This window comes from Arthrobacter sp. MA-N2 (assembly GCF_000517125.1).
Lineage (GTDB): Bacteria > Actinomycetota > Actinomycetes > Actinomycetales > Micrococcaceae > Arthrobacter > Arthrobacter methylotrophus.
The window spans coordinates 1,028,763-1,046,370 of sequence record NZ_KI912155.1 but is presented as its reverse complement, the minus strand read 5'-3'; the positions used below and the strand labels follow the sequence as shown (position 1 = coordinate 1,046,370).

Below are 17,608 nucleotides of genomic sequence, written 5' to 3'. Positions count from 1 at the left end.
GTGCCGAAACGGATCTTTGGAGCTGCTCTGGGGCCTTCGAACCATCATTTCGGCACAATGTTGCCGATTCATCCTCCAAAACCCGGCTTGCGGAAAGGCGCTGCACGCGCCCGCCGTCTACGTCCCCGCCAGCCACTCCGGCTCGAAGTCGGGATGTTCCGAGTAGGGCAGTGCAAGGGCGTTCAACGATTTCGTGGTCCATTCGATCGATTCGGGGATCCACTGCGGCGGGTCCCCGAGCGTGCCGCGAACCATCGCGGCCAAGGCAGTCTGCCGGGCTGACTCCACGATGCTGAGCAGCCTTCGCTTTGATTCGCATTCCAGAAGAAGGCGGCGTTCGTACCATTTGCCGGCTTCGGACACGGAACGGTCGCCGAGGAGTTTCCGCGCTGCGGCCTCGTCCTCGTTCAAGCGCTCGAACAGGAAATCGACGATATCCACAAATTGAGCGTACGCGTCCCTTGCGGTCGCGGAAATGCCGGGTTCCCCTAAGCGGGGTCGGCTTGCTTTTCGCGCTGGAGCTCGACGGCGGCGGCGGCTTGCGCCGGAACCCGCACGGCCGCGGCCGCAACCGGAAGGTGGACGTGCGGGAGGGCGTTGAAGTGACTCCGGGCCATGCCGCCGAACTCGTAGGCGGTCTCGGCGTGCTCGGACAAGTCCACCCCGGCAAGCTCGGCCTCGTGGCTGACCCGGAAACCAACGGTTTTGTGGATGACCAAGGCAATGATTGCCGTCATGATGCCGGACACCGCAAGAGTGACAAGAATGGCGACGATCTGCGCCACGAGCTGCTGGAGCCCGCCGCCGTAAAACAGTCCTCCACCTTTGCCATTGACGGGCATGGCAACGAATCCGAGCGCCAAGGTGCCGACCAGCCCGCCACCGAGGTGGACGCCCACGACGTCGAGGGAGTCGTCGAAGCCGAACTTGTGTTTCAGGTCGACAAACACGGCACAGACGGCGCCAGCCAGCAGCCCCAGGCCCAGGGCCGCGGCGGGAGCGATGTTGGCGCAAGCCGGAGTAATGGCCACGAGGCCGGCAACGACGCCGGATGCGGCACCCAGGGAGGTGGGGTGGCCGTGCCGGAACTTCTCGGTGAGCAACCAGCTGAGCATAGCCCCCGCCGGGGCAACAAGGGTGTTGACCCAAATCAAGCCGGCCTGCGCCGCCGTCGTGGCCGCGCCGGCATTGAAACCGAACCAGCCGAACCAGAGGAGGCCTGCGCCAAGCATGATGAAGGGGAGGTTGTGCGGGCGGTGGTTCGGGTCTTTTCCAAAGCCGTGACGCTTGCCCAGGATCAACGCCAGGACAAACGCGGCAGCGCCGGAACTGATTTCCACTACTGTGCCACCGGCGAAATCAATCACCTGGCCGAAGACCGAACTGATGGCTCCGCCGGGGCTCAAGAGGCCGCCGCCCCAGACCATGAACGCCAAGGGGCAGTACACCAGCGTGATCCAGATGGGGACGAAGATGACCCAGGAAGTGAACTTGGCGCGGTCGGCAATCGCGCCGCTGATCAGGGCCACTGTGACGATAGCGAAAGTGGCGCTGAAGCCGAGCTTGATGAGATCGGTGGAACCGACGAGGTCTGCGGAGCCGAAGCTGCTGAACGGATTGCCGAAAATCCCCAGGACACTCTTGCCGCTGATCATCGAGTAGCCCCACAGGATCCACACGGCGCCGACGATGCCCGCCGAGATGAAGCTCATCATGATCATATTGAGGGAGGCCTTGGCCCGGGTCATGCCACTGTAGAAGAGGCCGAGTGCCGGGGTCATGAGCAGTGCAAGTGCCGCCGACACCATCACCCAAACGTTTTCCGCAGTGATATTCACGTGCGTTTCCCTTCTTATCTCTTATCAGAGTGCCGTTGGAGGACCGCCGTAGCTTGGCCCCGTTCTTCCCTTGCCCAATATTTCCGGTTCCGTGTTTCCGGCAATGCGAGGAAAAATTGCGGGGACGTTACATAACCGGGCTTGGCGTGAAGAACGCATGACGGGCATGTTTCGGGAATGTTAACGCTGTCTCCACGCCGGCGCTGAACAGCCCGAATTGGGCGTGAAGGAGCCGAGTGTTTCTGCGGATTCCAGAGCTGAAGGACGTGAAATCCTTCCAAGCGGGCAGAAATCCGGACATTTCGTCCACGTGAACGGCAACTCACCGCCCCTCAAAGGAGGTTTCAGCCGAACGCTGGCGCGCCACGGCCACCGCGCGCACACTTAGCCTGTGAAGCCGTTTCTCCTGCTCGCATCTCGTGCCGAAGACGTCGCCGCCGAGGAAGAGTACCAGGCGTATCTTCGTTTTGGAGGGCTCGTTCCCGAGCAGCTACAACGCATCCGGATGGAAGCGGCGCCCCTGCCACCGCTTGAGCTCTCAGACTATTCCGGCGTGATTGTGGGCGGCAGTCCTTTCACGTCAAGCGATCCACCCGAGCACAAGAGCCCGGTCCAGAAACGGGTGGAGAAGGAACTCGCCGAGCTCCTGGACAGGATTGTCCCTGCCGACTTTCCGTTTCTCGGGGCCTGCTATGGGGTCGGAACCTTGGGCCTTCACCAAGGGGCAATGATCGACCGTACTTACGGGGAAGGACTCGGCGGGGTGACCATCAAACTCACTGCGGAGGGAATCCAGGACCCGCTCCTCCAAGGCCTGCCCGAACGATTCGTCGCGTTCACGGGCCACAAGGAAGCCTGCACGATCCTGCCCGGCCATGCCGTTTTACTAGCTAGCTCAGCCGCCTGTCCGGTGCAGATGTTCCGTATCAAAAGGAACCTTTACGCCACACAGTTCCATCCGGAGCTCGACGCCGCCGGGCTGGTCACCCGGATCGACACCTACCGCCACGCCGGATATTTCCCGCCCGACGCCGCGGAACAGTTGATGGCTGACGCCAGGAAGATCACCGCGACCGAACCGATGAAAATCCTCGCCAACTTTGTCCGTTGGTATTCCGGCCCTCAATAACGTCGGCTGGATGAAGCACAATAGCCCCATGACCTTTGCGAACGTAGGAAGTCTCGGCACCAAACCCGGCCAGCGCGACGCCGTCGTCGCCATCCTGCTCAGGCCGAAACCTGAGCTGCGTGACGCTGGCTGCCTGCTCTACGAAGTGGGCATCAACGAAGAATCGCCGGACACGGTCTTTGTCTGCGAACTATGGGAATCGGCAGAAGCGCACCAAGGATCGCTGCAACTGGAGGGCACACGGGCCGCCATCGCAGAAGCGATGCCCCTGCTGTCCGGGGAAATGGGTGGCACCAGGTTCACTGTGTTGGGATCGCCGATCCGCGACACCTGATATTCACCCAGACGACACGTGGCTGACGGACAGGGTTTTCATAGCTCTTACATAGCCGCGCTAGTTACGGTTGGTTCATTATGGAAGAGGATGAGCCCCGTCGTCCCGGCCAAGGGCCCGGACGAAAGCCAAAACCGCGGAACCACTGGAGTCCGCGCCGACGTCGATCGGCTTTGCTGACGGCGTTCGCAGCCATTCTGGCCCTGACCCTGACGGCGACGATCTACTCGGCGGCGCACGCCCGCTCATCCGTCTCAGCGATAGCCAGCGCCTCGCCGTCGGCCGCTGTTCCGACGGCGACTGCGCCACCGGCAGTCGATCCGGCGCCCGCCTCGCCGTCGCCCGCGGTTTCGACGGCGGCCCCGCCGACCCCGACGGCGGCTGCCGCGGCACCTGCCGCGCCGGGCGCCTCAGTTGCTGGCATGACCGCCGCATTGGACTCGGAAATCAACGGCATCATCAGTGCCAACAGCCAGTACCAGATCGGGGTCACCCTGATCGACTTATCCAATGGTTCAAACCGACAATACGGGGTCCAGGCGCCGTTCGAGGCAGCCAGCACGGCCAAGGTCCTGTCTGCCGTCGCTTACTACCACCTTGTCGAGACAGGCGCGGTGTCCCTCGACGATCCAATGGGGGACTACACGTCCGGGTTCCAGATCCAGGAAATGATCCAAGACAGCGACAACGACTCTTGGTCCTTGATCATGGACGCGGTGGGGCACTCGGAACTGCAGGACTACGCCTCATCAATCGGGATCAACTATGACCCGGAAACCAATACCCTGACGCCCACCGAGATGGCCGACATCTTGGCCGGCCTCTATTCCGGGAAGCTCTTGAACCAACAAGACACGGCGCAGTTGTTGTCCTACATGCAGAACACAAACTACGAATCGCTCATCCCCGCGGCGGTTCCGGCTGGTATCACTGTTTTCCACAAGTACGGACTGCTCGACGACGAACTCCACGACGCCAGCATCCTCACCGACGGGACCCATTCCTACGTGTTTGTGGTCTACACCAAGGGCCAGGACGTCACTGATATTCCAGCCCGGACCGATGTATTCCATCAGTTGACCCAAGCAGTGGTGAGCGGCCTCTTCTAGGGTTCCCTCGCCTTCCACACCACGACGCCGGCCGTGCAGTCAGACTGACTGCACGGCCGGCGTCGTTGTTCCCTGATGGACGCTGAGCGCCTGTCGAGGTGCTATCGATATGCCCCCTTCCTACATGGGATCGGGCCAATTTCCTATGGAATGGATGTGGTTTTGCATTGTTTCTTCTCCTGACTGAAAGTTCTCCTGCGCGGTCTGGCGCAGTTGGCCGTGCCTGCCGCAGAGGCAGGGGCGGCCTAGTCAGTCGGGAGAAGACCCAGGATCAAATGCAGGCCCAGCTGCAGGACCTTGATCGCCGTCGGGGACGCAGCCGTCACTCAAGGGCGGTGCCAGTGCACGTTGTTCCGGGAGGTCTGCGGCGCCATGGGCGGAACCACCTTGTGATTCCGACGTCGAGTCCCAGCCGCGTTGGAACGCGGTGGTCGGGAGCGGCCCGTCAGGCGGAGGTTCACCCGAACTGGTCGAGGTGGCCTCGATTGCCAGTTCGGCCATCGGCGTCAGAACCAGCTCGTCCGGAATGAATCGAAGGATCCTTGTGCTCGCTCCCGGTGCGGCAGGCAGCTCGGGCAAGGCCGGGGACAGGGGGCTCTCAAGGGCGAACGCGGTGAGCGCCGCGCCCGAACCAGGGCGTAATGAAGCGGGGACAGTCGGAACGCTAGGTCCTGGAGGCAGCGGTACTCCGGGCACGGGCGGCAATGCCGGCACGGCAGGCAGCTCGGGCAATGCCGGGAGTTCCCTGATCGTGTTGTCGACCACGGACAGCGTAGCGGGGACGAGCCCCACGACCGGTGACAAGGGCTGGGCTGGTACTTGTTTGACCACGGTCTCAGGGACGGCGGCCAATTGACTCGGGCTTGGAATCGCGGACCGGACCTGCTCGACGATGGGAGCGGGGAGGGGAATCGGAGCGAGTGAAACCGAAGGCATGGGCACAGGGATCGTCGGCAGAATGTCAGTGGCTTGCGAAGGACCGGCGAGCCACAGCAACCATCCCAATGCGCCGAGAACGGCGAGAAGAGCGGGGCGGAACATCGAGATGCCACGGCGCCCCAGATACCAAGCCAAACACTCCACCTCCCCAGTGCGGTGTTTGGGCACTAAGCTACGCTCGTCGTCGTCGGCAGTCCATAGGATGCAGTGGCATCATGTGACGTGGTGGCCGTCTTCATTAATCGGAGGAACACGTGGAAACCGTCAATCAGCTCCTTGACTCCATCAAGGACGTGGGCCGCGATGCAATGCGCGGAGGATATTCCAGGGCTGCTTACTCGACGCCCGAGCTCGACCTCAGGCACTGGTTCATCGAACAAGCCCAACAACGGGGCCTCCAGGTCGAGACGGACCGCAACGGCATCATCTGGGCATGGTGGGGAACGCCCCAGGACGGTGCGCTGGTCACTGGAAGCCACCTCGATTCGGTGCCCGGGGGAGGGGCTTTTGACGGGCCGCTCGGCATCGCTTCGGCCCTTGCCGCCGTCGACATCCTGAAAACCCGCGGCCTTGACTCGAAGAACACAGGGCCGCACCGTTCCCTGGCCATCACGGTTTTCCCGGAAGAGGAAGGATCCCGCTTTGGCGTGGCCTGCCTGGGCTCGCGGCTCCTGACCGGCGCCATCGACGCCGACAAAGCGCTGAACCTGCGCGACGTCGACGGCAACACTTTCGCCGATATCGCGCGGGGCAACAGGCTGGATCCGGGCCGCGTAGGCCGCGACCCGGAAGCAATTGCGCGAATCGGTGACTTCGTTGAATTACATGTGGAACAGGGAAAGGGGCTGGGCCACGGTGGCCCGGCCATCGCCGTCGGAAGCTCGATCCTTGGCCATGGACGCTGGAAGCTGAGCGTCAGCGGCCAAGGCAACCACGCCGGGACCACTCTCATGGCCGACCGCGCCGATCCCATGGTCGCGGCCGCGCAGATCGTCGTTGCCGTCCGCGACACCGCTGCGAGGCAACCGGATGCGCGGGCTACGGTGGGGCGCTTGACCCCGGTTCCCGGCGGGACCAACGTGATTGCCTCCCGCGTCGATTTGTGGCTCGACGCCCGCCACCCCGACGACGCTGTCACGGCACAACTGATCTCAGCGATCTACGGCGTGGCCCGGGAGATTGCGGCGAGCGAAGGTTGCGCCGTCACCCTCACGGAAGAGTCCTATAGCGGTACCGTGCACTTCGATCCCGGCCTGAGCCGACGCATCGGCGAGCTCCTGCCGGGCGCCCCGGTGCTGGCAAGCGGGGCGGGGCACGACGCCGGCGTGCTGGCTGGACATGTCCCCTCGGCGATGCTTTTCGTCCGCAATCCCAGTGGAATCTCGCATTCTCCGGAAGAATACGTGGCCGACGAGGACGCGGCAGCCGGGGCCCTTGCGCTCGCCGACGTCCTGGAGGGACTCCTGTGAGCGGGTTCTGGTGCGAGGCGGCGCTGGTAAACGCGGACGGCGGCAGCGGCGCGGGCGGCGCGGTTGTCGCCACCGGTGTCCGGCTGGAAGTACAAGGTGGCCGAATTTCCAGCGTCTCTACCGGTGTCCGGCCCGAAACGGGTGACCAGATATTGAACGGGGTCGGCTTTCCTGCGGCAGCCAACGCCCACTCGCACGCTTTCCACCGGATCCTGCGTGGACGTACGCACGGCGCGCGCGGCGACTTCTGGACGTGGCGGGAGCAGATGTACCGAAGCGCTGCGGAACTGACACCGGAGAAATACGAGAAGCTCGCCACGGCAGTCTTCACCGAAATGGTGGTGTCGGGCTTCAGTAGCGTGGCCGAGTTCCACTACGTCCATCACCAGCCAGATGGAACGCCGTATCCGGAGGCGCACGCGATGGAATTGGCGTTGACCAGGGCAGCCCTGGCGGCCGGGATCCGGCTGACCTTGTTGGACACCCTCTACCTCGCGGGAGGCATCGGGGCACCGCTCAGCCCGGAACAGGCACGGTTTGGCGACGCCGACGCCCAAGCCTGGTTGGACCGGCTCGCTTCGCTGCGGGCCAAGGTTGCGCAGGGTTTTCCGCCGGAGATGGTTGGGGTGGGAGCCGCCCTGCATTCCGTCCGCGGGGTGCCCGAGGAAGCGCTCAAGACGGTTGCCCGGCACTTGCCCGCCGATATTCCGCTTCACATTCACCTGAGCGAACAAACGGCGGAGAACGAGGCTTGCCTGCAGGCCTATGGGGTCACCCCGGCGGGACTCCTGGCCCGGCACGGATTGCTGTCCGCGCGACTCTCCGCCGTCCACGCCACCCACCTGACGCCGGAGGACATCCGGCTCCTCGGGAACGCTGGATCCACGGTGGTGATGTGTCCAAGCACCGAGGCCGACCTCGCCGACGGGATCGGTCCAGCCCGCGCGTTGTCGGACGCCGGGGTGACCATCGCCCTGGGCACGGACCAGCACGCAGTGATCGATCCGTGGGTTGAAATGCGCACCTTGGAGCACGGAGAACGCCTCGGTTCGGGTCAGCGGGGCAGGTTCTCACCGCAGGAACTGCTCCAGGCGGCCACCATCGGAGCAACGGCTTCCTTGGCTACGCCCTTCGCCACGGCACTTGAGGAAGGTGCGGTCTGTGATCTGATGGTCGTGGACCCGGGCTCCGTCCGGACCGCTGGTTCCAGACCCGAGCAGTTCGCGTTCAGCGCGACGGCGAGCGACGTCACCGCCGTCGTTATTGCGGGTGAACTCGTGGCTTCACACGGAGTCCATGTGCGCCTCGGCGCTCCGGGCCGACTGCTGACGGAGGCGCTGAAGGAGTTCTCCTAGGCGCTCACCCAAGACGCTCGTTACCTTTAGGGTTGTTTTCCGGGGCGCCCGCTCATTTCTACTGAGTGTGGGTTTCCGAAATTGGCCCTATATGTGAAGGAGCGTCGGGCGAAACGGTGGCATATATGAGTGAGCGTTGGCGGCGGGGCACCGACGCGAAGATCGACTCTTGTGCCGCCGGCCGGCGTCGGGCACCCCTGCGATCAGTCGAGCGGTAACGTGACGGTTACACACGTGCCGTTGCCCGGCGAGGACACAACGGAGACCTCGCCTCCCACTTCGTTGACGGCGATGGTCATGAGTCGGAGCCCGAATCCGTGGTGCGCCCCTGCAGGCGTAGCCTGGCTGTCGAAACCGATGCCGTTGTCCGTGACAGTCAGTCGGATCCCGTGGTAAATGGCAGCGAGGCGGATGGTGATGTCGTGGGCGTGCGCGTATTTGAACGCGTTGCTGAGGGCTTCCTGGGCGGCTTGGTAGAGCAGGGAAGCGGAGCGGGACGAGATTTCAATGCCGTGGTGCGGTGTCTCCCAATGGACCGCGGTCCCCTCGCGGCGAAGCGGTGCAGCCAAGCGATCGATGCAGCCTGCGAGCCCCAAGGCGTGCAAGTCGCCGGGGTGCCGATCGGTGATGACGCCATTGATGGCAGTCACCTCGTCCAGTGCTGATGCAGTCTTCATGGCCCGTCCTGCTTCCCCTTGCAGCCTTGGTGCTTCTTGCCGACGAATGGGTTCCGCCTGGTGCATGGTTCAAGCGTGGACTCGGAGGCTCAACGTTCCTGCGAGATTTGCTCAGTTTCGCCTCAGTCTTTCGTCAGGTTTCCGCAAACTTGAGTTAAGGCGACGACGGCGGGTGGTACCCGCCGTCGTCGGACGAGAGCTGTCACTTCCCGAGGAAGTCCAGCAAAGCCTTGTTGACCTCGGCGCCGTGCGTCCACAGCATGCCGTGGGGGGCGCCGTCGATCTCAAGGTAATCGGCGTTCGGGAGCGCCTCGGTGAACCTGCGGCCCGTCACATCGATAGGGAGGATATGGTCCTCGGTACCGTGGACGATCAAGGCGGGAACGTCGATCTTGGGGATGTCGGCGCGGAAGTCGGTGAGCCACGTCGGCTGGGCGGCCACTGAGGCGTGGGCGCCGGACTGGACTGCCAGGTTCCAGCTGGCCCGGACGGATTCCTCGCTCAGCCGGGGCGTCCCCAGGAAGGTGTCGCTGTTGTAGAAGCTCTTGAAGAACTCGGTGAAGAAGGCGTAGCGGTCGGTAGTGACAGCTTCGGTGAGGCCGTCGAACACCGACTGCGGGACCCCGCCGGGATTGTCGTCCGTCTGAAGGACGAACGGTTCCAAGGATCCAAGGAACACGGCCTTTGCCACCCGGCCGGAGCCGTAGGTGCTGATGTAGCGGGCCACTTCGCCGGTGCCCATCGAGAAGCCCACCAGCACGGCGTCGTTCAGGTTCAGTGCTTCCAACAGGGTATTCAGGTCGGCGGCGAAGGTGTCGTAGTCGTAGCCGACGGTCGGCTTGCTGGACTTGCCGAAGCCGCGGCGGTCGTAGGTGATGACGCGGTAGCCGGCGTCGAGCAGTGCCGCGGTCTGCTTCTCCCAGGATGAGCCATCCAGAGGGTAGCCGTGGATCAGGACCACTGCCTGGCCAGTCCCGTGGTCCTCGTAGTAAATCTCAATCTCGGTGCTGTTTTCATTTCCGACGGTGATGTAAGCCATGACGACGGTCCTTTCGTAGCGGTTATTTCCGAGCGTTTCCAGCCTACTGTCCACCCGCGACGGCGGCACGCGCCTTGACGGGGCAGCCCGCCCCCGCCCCGTTTTGACCGACGCTCGCTCACGTTTGACGCCGTTTTGACCGACGCACGCTCACGTTTCCCCTGAAATCGACGAACCTTCAAGCAGTTCAAGATGTGGGGGAGGGTTCGCTATTTGGGGACTATATGTGGAGGAGGGTTCGCTATTTGGGGACTATATGTGGAGGAGGGTCATCCGGTTGCTCCGGTATTGGGCGACGGCGGGTCCGGCCGCAGGGAATGAAAACCAATGCTTGAATGTTCAATAAAATATGGACTTTGGAATCTTTACTTTCGGCGAGCTGACCCGTGACATCAATACCGGCGTCGCCCTTTCACCACAGCAGCGGCTCAAGGACATCATCGAGCTAGCCAAGCTTGCCGAGCAGGCAGGGCTTTCCTCGCTGAGCCTCGGAGAACACCATAGGCCCGATTTCGCCCTCTCGGCCCCGGAGATCGTGCTCGCGGCCATCGCCCGGGAAACCACCACTCTTCGGCTGGGCACCGCCGTGACGGTGCTCTCCACCCAAGACCCCGTCCGGCTGTTCGAACAGTTTTCCACGCTGGACCTCATTTCCGGCGGACGGGCAGAGATCATCGCCGGCCGTGGCGCCTTTGTGGAGTCGTACCCCTTGTTCGGCCACCGGCTGGAGGACTACGACGAGCTGTTCGAAGAGAAACTGAAGATGCTGCTTGCCCTGCGCGACAACGCCAGGCTCGATTGGCAGGGGCACCTGACCCAAACCATCTCCGGGATGGACATTGCGCCCCGTCCGGTCCAGGACAAGCTGCCGATCTGGGTAGGCGTGGGCGGCACGCCGCAGAGTTTCGTCCGGGCCGGACGGCTGGGCTTGCCGTTGTTCGTCGCCCTGCTGTCCGGGCCGGCCCGGTTCCGCAGGCTCGTGGAGCTATACCGCGAAACCGCCGAAAACTCAGGACACGACGCCGCCGCCCTGCCAGTGGGTGCCGGTGGCCATTTCTACGTGGCGCCGACGTCGCAACAAGCCAAGGACACCTTTTACCCGTACTATCGCGCCTACTTTGAGCAGAACATGCCGCGGCCCGTGGACCATTTCCCCCGCAGCACCTTCGACGAATGGACAGAACCCGGTGGAGGCCTGCTCGTGGGCAGCCCCCAGCAAATCATTGAGAAGCTCCTGGAAATCCACCAAACCCTGGGCAATACAAGATATCTGGCCCAAATCGGCCTGGGCGGCCTGCCTTTTGCCGAGACCGCGCGATCCATCGAGCTCCTAGCTACCGAAATCATGCCCGCGGTACATCGGGAGATCGGCGCCGTTTCGGTGAAATAAATCCGTTGAAGTGACCGGAATGTGGACATGTTCCCCGCCACGCTCCGCCCTGAGGGAAAGCCCTAGTTGCCCCCAGCAACCAGTCGTAGACTGGCCTTCGAATCACTACGTGAGTTGGAGACCGATGCTCTGGAAACTTCTCGTTCAGTACCTGCGGCCACACAGGCGGCTGCTGATCGCCGTCGTCGTCTTCCAGCTGGCGCAGTCCATCGCGTCCCTGTACTTGCCCACATTGAATGCCGACATCATTGACGAAGGCGTGGCCAAGGGGGACACCGGGTACATCCTGGGCACTGGCAGCCTCATGTTGCTCATCACCCTCCTGCAGATCGCCTGTTCGATAACGGCCGTCTACTTCGGCGCGAAGGCGGCCATGGGTTTGGGGCGGGACCTGCGCGGCGCCATTTTCACCAGGGTGGGGGAGTTCTCCGAGCAGGAGGTCACTCGCTTCGGTGCGCCGTCCCTGATCACCCGTTCCACCAACGATGTGCAGCAAGTGCAGCAGCTCGTCCTGATGTCCTGCACGCTCATGGTCGCAGCGCCCATGCTCAGCATCGGCGGCGTGATCATGGCCGTCCGGCAGGATGCCCAGTTGTCCTGGCTGATTGCCGTGAGCGTCCCCGTGCTCCTCGTCGCAGTAGGCCTGATCGTCACACGGATGGTGCCGCTGTTCCGCAAGATGCAGGTCCGGCTCGACACCGTGAACAGGGTGCTCCGCGAGCAGCTGGCCGGCATCCGGGTGGTGCGCGCTTTCGTTCGCGAGGACATGGAGACGGAACGCTTCGCCTCGGCCAACCAGGACGTCACCGAGATGGCATTGCGGGCCGGCCGGCTCATGGCCCTCATGTTCCCGGTAGTGATGCTGGTACTGAACGTCTCCAGCGTGGCCGTGATCTGGTTCGGCTCCTTCCGGATCGACGACGGATCCATGCAAGTCGGTACCCTGATCGCCTTCCTGAGCTATCTCATGCAGATCCTGATGTCCGTGATGATGGCCACCTTCATGGCGGTGATGATCCCCCGCGCCGCTGTATCTGCGGACCGCATCGGCGAGGTTCTGGAGACCGAGTCAAGCGTGCGGCCTCCCGAGAACCCCGTGACGAAGACCGCCGGCCGCGGCGAGTTGGAGTTGCTCGACGTCGGATTCGCCTACCCGGGCGCCGAGCAACCCGTCCTCAGCGGCATCAGCTTCCGCGCACGCGCGGGCCAGACAACGGCGATCATCGGCAGCACGGGAGCGGGCAAAACCACCTTGGTGAACTTGCTGCCACGGCTCTTCGACGCGAGCAGCGGCTCGGTGCGGATCGACGACGTCGACGTCCGCGAGCTGCACCCGGACCTCCTCTGGGGGCACATCGGATTGGTCCCGCAAAAGCCCTACTTGTTCTCCGGCACCGTCCGCAGCAACTTGCTCTACGGCAAGCCCGACGCCACGGAGGAGGAACTCTGGCGGGCGCTTTCCATCGCCCAAGCGCAGGACTTCGTCGAGGAGATGGAGGGCGGCCTGGACGCTCCGATATCGCAGGGCGGCACCAATGTTTCCGGCGGTCAGCGCCAACGCCTCGCGATCGCCCGGGCACTCGTGAAGCAGCCCGAGCTATACATCTTCGATGACTCGTTCTCCTCCTTGGACACCGCCACCGACGCCAGGCTGCGCCAGGCACTCAAGCGCCACACGTCCGGAGCCACGATGGTCATCATTGCGCAGCGGGTGTCCAGCATCGCGGATGCTGAGCAGATTCTAGTGCTCGACGACGGGCGGCTCGTGGGGCGCGGAACGCACGAAGAGTTGTTGGAGACATCCGAAACATACCGCGAGATAGTTTCCTCGCAACTGGCAGCGGAGGAGGCAGCATGAGCAGCGCGCCGAGCACGGCGAACCGCCCGCCCCGTCCGCAGATGGGTCCCGGCCGCGGCGGACCTTTCGCAGGGATGAATGTTCCGGCGGAAAAAGCCATGAACTTCGTGCCCTCCGCAAAGCGGCTCCTCGGCACGCTCCGGCCGGAGCGGCTGTGGCTGATCCTGGTTCTTGTCCTGGCTGTCTCCAGCGTGACCTTGTCCGTGATCGGCCCGCGGCTGTTGGGTGAGGGCACCAACCTGATCTTCGCCGGCGTCGTTTCCAAGCAACTTCCCGCCGGAGTGAGCAAGCAACAGCTCATCGACGGGCTGCGCGCATCCGGACAGAACTCCAAAGCGGACATGCTCAGGGGCATGGACCTGACTCCCGGCGTCGGGATCGATTTCAGGGCCCTGGCCTCGATCCTGATCTGGGTGCTGGTCCTGTATGTCCTGGCCTCATCGTTCGGCTGGATTCAGGCTTACGTGCTCAACGGCGTCGTGCAGCGGACGGTGTACCGGCTCCGCGAGCAGATCGAAGCGAAAATCAACCGCCTGCCGCTGCGCTACTTCGATTCGGTGCAGCGCGGCGAGCTCCTCAGCCGTGTGACCAACGACGTCGACAATATTTCGCAAAGCCTCCAGCAGTCCATCAGCCAGGCGGTCACCTCCTTGCTCACCGTGGCGGGCGTCATCTTCATGATGTTGCTCCTCTCGCCGATCCTGGCGTTCATCACCCTGGTCACCGTGCCGTTGACCCTGGTGACCACGGTGCTGATAGCCAAGCGCTCGCAGAAACTGTTCGTAGCCCAGTGGAAGAACACCGGTGAGCTGAACGGTCAAATCGAAGAGACGTACACGGGTCATGCGCTCGTGAAGGTGTTCGGCCGCCAACGCGAAGTGGAGCAGCGTTTCCGCGAGAAGAATGCGGAACTGTTCTCGGCCAGTTTCGGAGCCCAGTTCATCAGCGGCCTGATCATGCCGGCGCTGACCTTCATCGGCAACCTTGTCTATGTGGGTATTGCCGTGGTCGGCGGGCTGCAAGTGGCATCGGGCGCCATGCAGCTCGGCGATGTGCAGGCCTTCATCCAGTACTCGCGGCAGTTCACCCAGCCACTGGCCCAACTCGGCTCCATGGCCAACCTGCTCCAGTCTGGCGTGGCCTCCGCAGAACGCGTCTTCGAGTTGCTCGATACCGAGGAGCAGAGCACTGATCCTGAGCCTTCGCCCGTTCCTGAGGTCACGCGTGGCCGCTTGGTCTTCGAAAACATCTCGTTCTCCTACTCGCCGGACAAGCCCCTCATCACCGATGTGAGCCTGGTCGCCGAACCCGGTCAATCCGTGGCGATCGTCGGACCCACCGGGGCGGGCAAGACCACCCTCGTGAACCTGATGATGCGCTTCTACGAGCTCGACGCCGGGCGGATCACGCTCGACGGCGTCGACGTCGCCTCGATGTCCAGGTACGAGCTGCGCTCGCGGATGGGTATGGTGCTGCAGGATACCTGGTTGTTTGGAGGGACAATCCGTGACAACATCGCGTACGGCCGGCCCGACGCTACCGAAGCGGAGATCCTCGAGGCCGCCCAAGCGACGTACGTGGACCGCTTCGTGCACTCCCTCCCGGAAGGGTACGACACCGTGCTCGACGACGAAGGCAGCAACGTTTCTGCCGGTGAGAAGCAGCTGCTTACGATCGCCCGCGCGTTCCTGGCACGTCCGTCTGTCCTCATTCTGGACGAAGCCACGAGTTCGGTGGATACCCGGACCGAGGTGCTGGTGCAGAAGGCCATGAGCGCCCTGCGTTCTGACCGGACGAGCTTCGTAATTGCGCACCGCCTGTCCACAATCCGCGACGCCGACCTCATCCTGGTGATGGAAGCCGGGCAGATCGTGGAGCAGGGAACGCATGCCGAGCTGCTTGCCGCGGGTGGGGCTTACTCAAGGCTGTACGAGGCGCAATTTGCGGCTCCCGTTGCGGAGGTCTAGGGAAGCGCGGTCCGGCGTGGAAGTTTCACGGTTGCTGTGATGCCACCGCCGGGTTTGGCGCTCAGCTCAAGGGTTCCGCCGTGGGCTTGGACCGCCGCAGCGACGATGGAGAGTCCCAGCCCTACGCCGGCGTGTTCGCCTGTGGCTCGATAGGCCGTGCGTTCTTTTCGCAAGAATGGCTCAGTCAGGGTCGGCAAGAGCGTCGGATCAATGACGTCGCCGGGGTTTTCGACGACCAGGAGGCCATGCGCCGGAGTGTCGGACGTCCTCACCGATACGGTTTCCCGGCCATGAACCACGGCGTTGTGCACAAGGTTGGAGACGATCCTTTCCAGGAGGGGAGCATCTCCACTCACCACCGTGCGCGACAAATCGGCATGGACGATGACCCCCGCACGTTCGGCAGCCGGGATAAGGTCCTCTACCGCTTGCTCGGCGACAAGAGAGAGATCCACTTGCCCGAGGGTGATGCGGCCTGACTCCACACGGGAGAGGAGTAACAGCGACTCCACCGTGTTCGATGCCCGGGCATTGACCTCCCTTAACCTATGTAGTAGCTCGGTCATGTCAGTATCCGGGTTAAGGCTACCGACCTCCGCGAGGTTGCCCATGATCGCAAGTGGGGTGCGTAGCTCATGGGAAGCGTTGGCAGCGAAACGGCGTTGTTGCTCGGCGTGCTGCTGGATCCGTTCCATCATTTCATCGAATATGTCGGCGAGCTGACGGAACTCATCGCTGCGCCCACCCATGCGGATGCGGGCGGAGAGGGATCCTTTCGACACTTCCCGTGCTACCCCACCGATCTGCCTCAGCGGAGCCAGAACCCGGCCGGCCAGGAACCAGCCGCCACCCAGGCCCATGACGACAATGAGCACCAAAGCTCCGTATGCGGGCGGGAGGAAGGCGCGCATGAGGTCGGCTTGGTTCGGAGCAAAACCTCCACTTCGTGTGGACATGATCTCCTGCGGGACATAGCGCAACAGGAACACATAGGTGATAGCCAGGAGGAGTACGCCGGTTGCCACCGCCATGGCCGCATAGCTTAAGGCCAGCTTCCACCGAGCCGACAGTCCCGGTGGGCGTTCCACGGAGCCGCCCGGAGGTGTGCTCATGCCGGGGCCACTCGATATCCGACGCCGGGAACGGTTTCGATGATTTCGGGTTCCCCGAGGCGTTTGCGCAGAGCTGAGATTGTCACTCGCACAACACTTGTGAACGCGTCGATGTTCTCGTCCCAGGCCTTTTCAAGGAGTTGTTCGGCGCTGATAATACCGCCCTCAGCTTCCATGAGAACCTGGAGGACCGCGAACTGTTTCCTTGTCAAGCTCACTTCGCTTTCACCCCGTTCCACTTTTCGACGGAACGGGTCCATCCGGACTCCGGCGAACTCGAGGACGGGTGGCGCCGCGGCTTCCGGACGGCGGGCGATCGCACGCAGACGCAACACAAGCTCCCGCATCGCGAACGGTTTGGTCAAGTAATCGTCCGCACCAAGTTCAAAGCCGGATACCTTGTCCCCGATTCGATCGGCCGCTGTGAGCATGAGGATCCGCGTGGCGCAGCCGGATGCCACGATGGACCGGGCGACGTCGTCGCCTGACGGCCCCGGAATGTCCCGGTCCAACACCGCGATGTCGTAGTCGTTTACCGCCAGGAGTTCGAGAGCCGCTGCTCCGTCGAGGGCGATGTCTGCAGAGATGGCTTCCGAACGAAGGCCGTCCCGAACCGACTCGGCGAGATAAGGCTCATCTTCAACGAGAAGAACACGCATGACAGGACTCTATCCGACTGCACCCGGGCTCATGGTGCAGGCTTTTACGCTGGATTAACGTCCCACCCGATTTCATGGTCTCCATGAAGACATCCGTCCCCGAAGGCGTCGGCCGCCGTTTCCCTTGGGTTTTGTCTGTCCTGGCTCTCGTCCTACCGCTGATTGGACTCGGAGCCATAGCGGGTTGTGCCACCCCGTTTGCCGGCCATGTATACGTGTCGCCGACATCTGGCGCGTCCCCCATAGACGTCTCACCGAAACCAGCCAGCCAGCCATTCTCCGCCCAGGATGACATACGTCTTCGCGATGGTCAGATCGATCCGCTGGATAACAACCATCCTGCGGTGCGGGGCCTCAAACCCGAGCTGAGGGCGGCGGTTCAGCGGGCCGCGCTTGCCGCGAAAAGCGCGGGCCATGAACAATTCTGGCTTACCTCCGGATGGCGTTCTCCCAGCTATCAGCAGGAACTGTTGGACGCCGGAATAGCAAAGTACGGGTCACGCGAAGAAGCGGCAAAGTGGGTCAGCACGCCGCAGAAGTCGAAGCACGTCACTGGCGAAGCTGTGGACATCGGGCCCACCAACGCCGCGGACTATGTGAACCGCCATAGCGGCGAACTGGGACTGTGCCAGACGTACGCCAACGAAATTTGGCACTTCGAGCTTCGACCCGCAGGCGCCAGCGCCTGCCCGGCCCCTCTGGTGAACGCCGCCGGATAGTCCTGCCCTACCAC

General features: G+C 63.2%; 17 protein-coding genes. 9 read left to right on the top strand and 8 right to left on the bottom strand.

Translation table 11 applies throughout. The features are described from left to right. Positions 1-117: 117 nt before the first annotated feature. Both A3M3_RS0105360 and A3M3_RS23865 read right to left on the bottom strand, forming a co-directional pair. The gene (locus tag A3M3_RS0105360; RefSeq protein ID WP_028265487.1) at positions 118-441 is read right to left on the bottom strand and encodes a DUF6221 family protein; all 324 of its coding nucleotides are present in this window, start codon (positions 439-441) and stop codon (positions 118-120) included. A 47-nt stretch (positions 442-488) separates the two neighbouring features. Further along, positions 489-1,838, bottom strand: coding sequence for an ammonium transporter (locus A3M3_RS23865; protein WP_035741382.1), 1,350 nt, complete (start codon positions 1,836-1,838; stop codon positions 489-491). 391 nt (positions 1,839-2,229) lie between these two features. Between A3M3_RS23865 and A3M3_RS0105350 the strand changes: the two genes are divergently transcribed. Together A3M3_RS0105350 and A3M3_RS0105345 are read left to right on the top strand one after the other, a co-directional pair. Then, positions 2,230-2,967, top strand: a complete 738-nt coding sequence (locus A3M3_RS0105350) for a glutamine amidotransferase (protein ID WP_028265486.1) — start codon at positions 2,230-2,232, stop codon at positions 2,965-2,967. Between the two features lie 28 nt (positions 2,968-2,995). Next, complete coding sequence (locus tag A3M3_RS0105345) at positions 2,996-3,301, top strand: putative quinol monooxygenase (protein ID WP_028265485.1); 306 nt, start codon at positions 2,996-2,998, stop codon at positions 3,299-3,301. Between the two features lie 223 nt (positions 3,302-3,524). Here the strand turns inward: A3M3_RS0105345 and A3M3_RS28735 are convergent, their stop codons facing one another. Beyond that, positions 3,525-3,725, bottom strand: a complete 201-nt coding sequence (locus tag A3M3_RS28735; protein ID WP_231497190.1) for a hypothetical protein — start codon at positions 3,723-3,725, stop codon at positions 3,525-3,527. Here A3M3_RS28735 and A3M3_RS0105335 point away from each other — a divergent pair. Beyond that, on the top strand, positions 3,724-4,410 hold the full coding sequence (locus A3M3_RS0105335; RefSeq protein WP_231497189.1) for a serine hydrolase: 687 nt from the start codon (positions 3,724-3,726) through the stop codon (positions 4,408-4,410). The genes A3M3_RS28735 and A3M3_RS0105335 overlap by 2 nt on opposite strands. 249 nt (positions 4,411-4,659) lie before the next feature. On the opposite strand, the gene A3M3_RS0105330 is transcribed toward A3M3_RS0105335, so the two are convergent. Continuing rightward, complete coding sequence (locus A3M3_RS0105330; protein WP_155854288.1) at positions 4,660-5,484, bottom strand: hypothetical protein; 825 nt, start codon at positions 5,482-5,484, stop codon at positions 4,660-4,662. A gap of 119 nt (positions 5,485-5,603) precedes the next feature. Here A3M3_RS0105330 and A3M3_RS0105325 point away from each other — a divergent pair, with 119 nt between their 5' ends. Together A3M3_RS0105325 and A3M3_RS0105320 are read left to right on the top strand one after the other, a co-directional pair. Next, entirely contained in the window at positions 5,604-6,818 is a 1,215-nt protein-coding gene (locus A3M3_RS0105325) for an allantoate amidohydrolase (RefSeq protein WP_028265482.1), read from the top strand. After that, on the top strand, positions 6,815-8,173 hold the full coding sequence (locus A3M3_RS0105320) for a formimidoylglutamate deiminase (RefSeq protein ID WP_028265481.1): 1,359 nt from the start codon (positions 6,815-6,817) through the stop codon (positions 8,171-8,173). The genes A3M3_RS0105325 and A3M3_RS0105320 overlap by 4 nt, the downstream gene beginning before the upstream one ends. Before the next feature lie 203 nt (positions 8,174-8,376). On the opposite strand, the gene A3M3_RS0105315 is transcribed toward A3M3_RS0105320, so the two are convergent. Together A3M3_RS0105315 and A3M3_RS0105310 are read right to left on the bottom strand one after the other, a co-directional pair. Further along, a complete protein-coding gene (locus tag A3M3_RS0105315; RefSeq protein ID WP_028265480.1) occupies positions 8,377-8,850 on the bottom strand; it encodes a sensor histidine kinase in 474 nt (157 codons plus the stop codon). A 202-nt stretch (positions 8,851-9,052) separates the two neighbouring features. After that, entirely contained in the window at positions 9,053-9,889 is an 837-nt protein-coding gene (locus A3M3_RS0105310; protein WP_028265479.1) for an alpha/beta fold hydrolase, read from the bottom strand. A gap of 349 nt (positions 9,890-10,238) precedes the next feature. Here A3M3_RS0105310 and A3M3_RS0105305 point away from each other — a divergent pair, with 349 nt between their 5' ends. The 3 genes from A3M3_RS0105305 (at position 10,239) to A3M3_RS0105295 (ending at position 15,104) form a co-directional block, all read left to right on the top strand. Then, complete coding sequence (locus A3M3_RS0105305) at positions 10,239-11,279, top strand: LLM class flavin-dependent oxidoreductase (RefSeq protein WP_028265478.1); 1,041 nt, start codon at positions 10,239-10,241, stop codon at positions 11,277-11,279. A 124-nt stretch (positions 11,280-11,403) separates the two neighbouring features. Further along, the gene (locus tag A3M3_RS0105300; RefSeq protein ID WP_028265477.1) at positions 11,404-13,137 is read left to right on the top strand and encodes an ABC transporter ATP-binding protein; all 1,734 of its coding nucleotides are present in this window, start codon (positions 11,404-11,406) and stop codon (positions 13,135-13,137) included. Continuing rightward, complete coding sequence (locus A3M3_RS0105295) at positions 13,134-15,104, top strand: ABC transporter ATP-binding protein (RefSeq protein ID WP_028265476.1); 1,971 nt, start codon at positions 13,134-13,136, stop codon at positions 15,102-15,104. The genes A3M3_RS0105300 and A3M3_RS0105295 overlap by 4 nt, the downstream gene beginning before the upstream one ends. Here the strand turns inward: A3M3_RS0105295 and A3M3_RS0105290 are convergent. Together A3M3_RS0105290 and A3M3_RS0105285 are read right to left on the bottom strand one after the other, a co-directional pair. Then, complete coding sequence (locus A3M3_RS0105290; protein WP_197023129.1) at positions 15,101-16,216, bottom strand: sensor histidine kinase; 1,116 nt, start codon at positions 16,214-16,216, stop codon at positions 15,101-15,103. The genes A3M3_RS0105295 and A3M3_RS0105290 overlap by 4 nt on opposite strands. Next, positions 16,213-16,875, bottom strand: coding sequence for a response regulator transcription factor (locus A3M3_RS0105285; RefSeq protein WP_028265474.1), 663 nt, complete (start codon positions 16,873-16,875; stop codon positions 16,213-16,215). Before A3M3_RS0105285 ends, A3M3_RS0105290 begins: the two co-directional genes overlap by 4 nt. 83 nt (positions 16,876-16,958) lie before the next feature. On the opposite strand from A3M3_RS0105285, the gene A3M3_RS26855 reads away from it, so the two are divergent. Further along, a complete protein-coding gene (locus A3M3_RS26855) occupies positions 16,959-17,594 on the top strand; it encodes a M15 family metallopeptidase (protein ID WP_197023127.1) in 636 nt (211 codons plus the stop codon). The last annotated feature ends 14 nt before the right edge of the window (positions 17,595-17,608 follow it).

What these genes read in the sequence shown, in the direction of transcription:
- A3M3_RS0105345 (WP_028265485.1), top strand. Translation starts at nt 2,996, where the DNA reads ATGACCTTTGCGAACGTAGGAAGTCTCGGCACCAAACCCGGCCAGCGC.
- A3M3_RS0105335 (WP_231497189.1), top strand. Translation starts at nt 3,724, where the DNA reads ATGACCGCCGCATTGGACTCGGAAATCAACGGCATCATCAGTGCCAAC.
- A3M3_RS28735 (WP_231497190.1), bottom strand. Translation starts at nt 3,725, where the DNA reads ATGCCAGCAACTGAGGCGCCCGGCGCGGCAGGTGCCGCGGCAGCCGCC.
- A3M3_RS0105315 (WP_028265480.1), bottom strand. Translation starts at nt 8,850, where the DNA reads ATGAAGACTGCATCAGCACTGGACGAGGTGACTGCCATCAATGGCGTC.
- A3M3_RS0105310 (WP_028265479.1), bottom strand. Translation starts at nt 9,889, where the DNA reads ATGGCTTACATCACCGTCGGAAATGAAAACAGCACCGAGATTGAGATT.
- A3M3_RS0105305 (WP_028265478.1), top strand. Translation starts at nt 10,239, where the DNA reads ATGGACTTTGGAATCTTTACTTTCGGCGAGCTGACCCGTGACATCAAT.
- A3M3_RS0105300 (WP_028265477.1), top strand. Translation starts at nt 11,404, where the DNA reads ATGCTCTGGAAACTTCTCGTTCAGTACCTGCGGCCACACAGGCGGCTG.
- A3M3_RS0105295 (WP_028265476.1), top strand. Translation starts at nt 13,134, where the DNA reads ATGAGCAGCGCGCCGAGCACGGCGAACCGCCCGCCCCGTCCGCAGATG.
- A3M3_RS0105290 (WP_197023129.1), bottom strand. Translation starts at nt 16,216, where the DNA reads ATGAGCACACCTCCGGGCGGCTCCGTGGAACGCCCACCGGGACTGTCG.
- A3M3_RS0105285 (WP_028265474.1), bottom strand. Translation starts at nt 16,875, where the DNA reads ATGCGTGTTCTTCTCGTTGAAGATGAGCCTTATCTCGCCGAGTCGGTT.
- A3M3_RS26855 (WP_197023127.1), top strand. Translation starts at nt 16,959, where the DNA reads ATGAAGACATCCGTCCCCGAAGGCGTCGGCCGCCGTTTCCCTTGGGTT.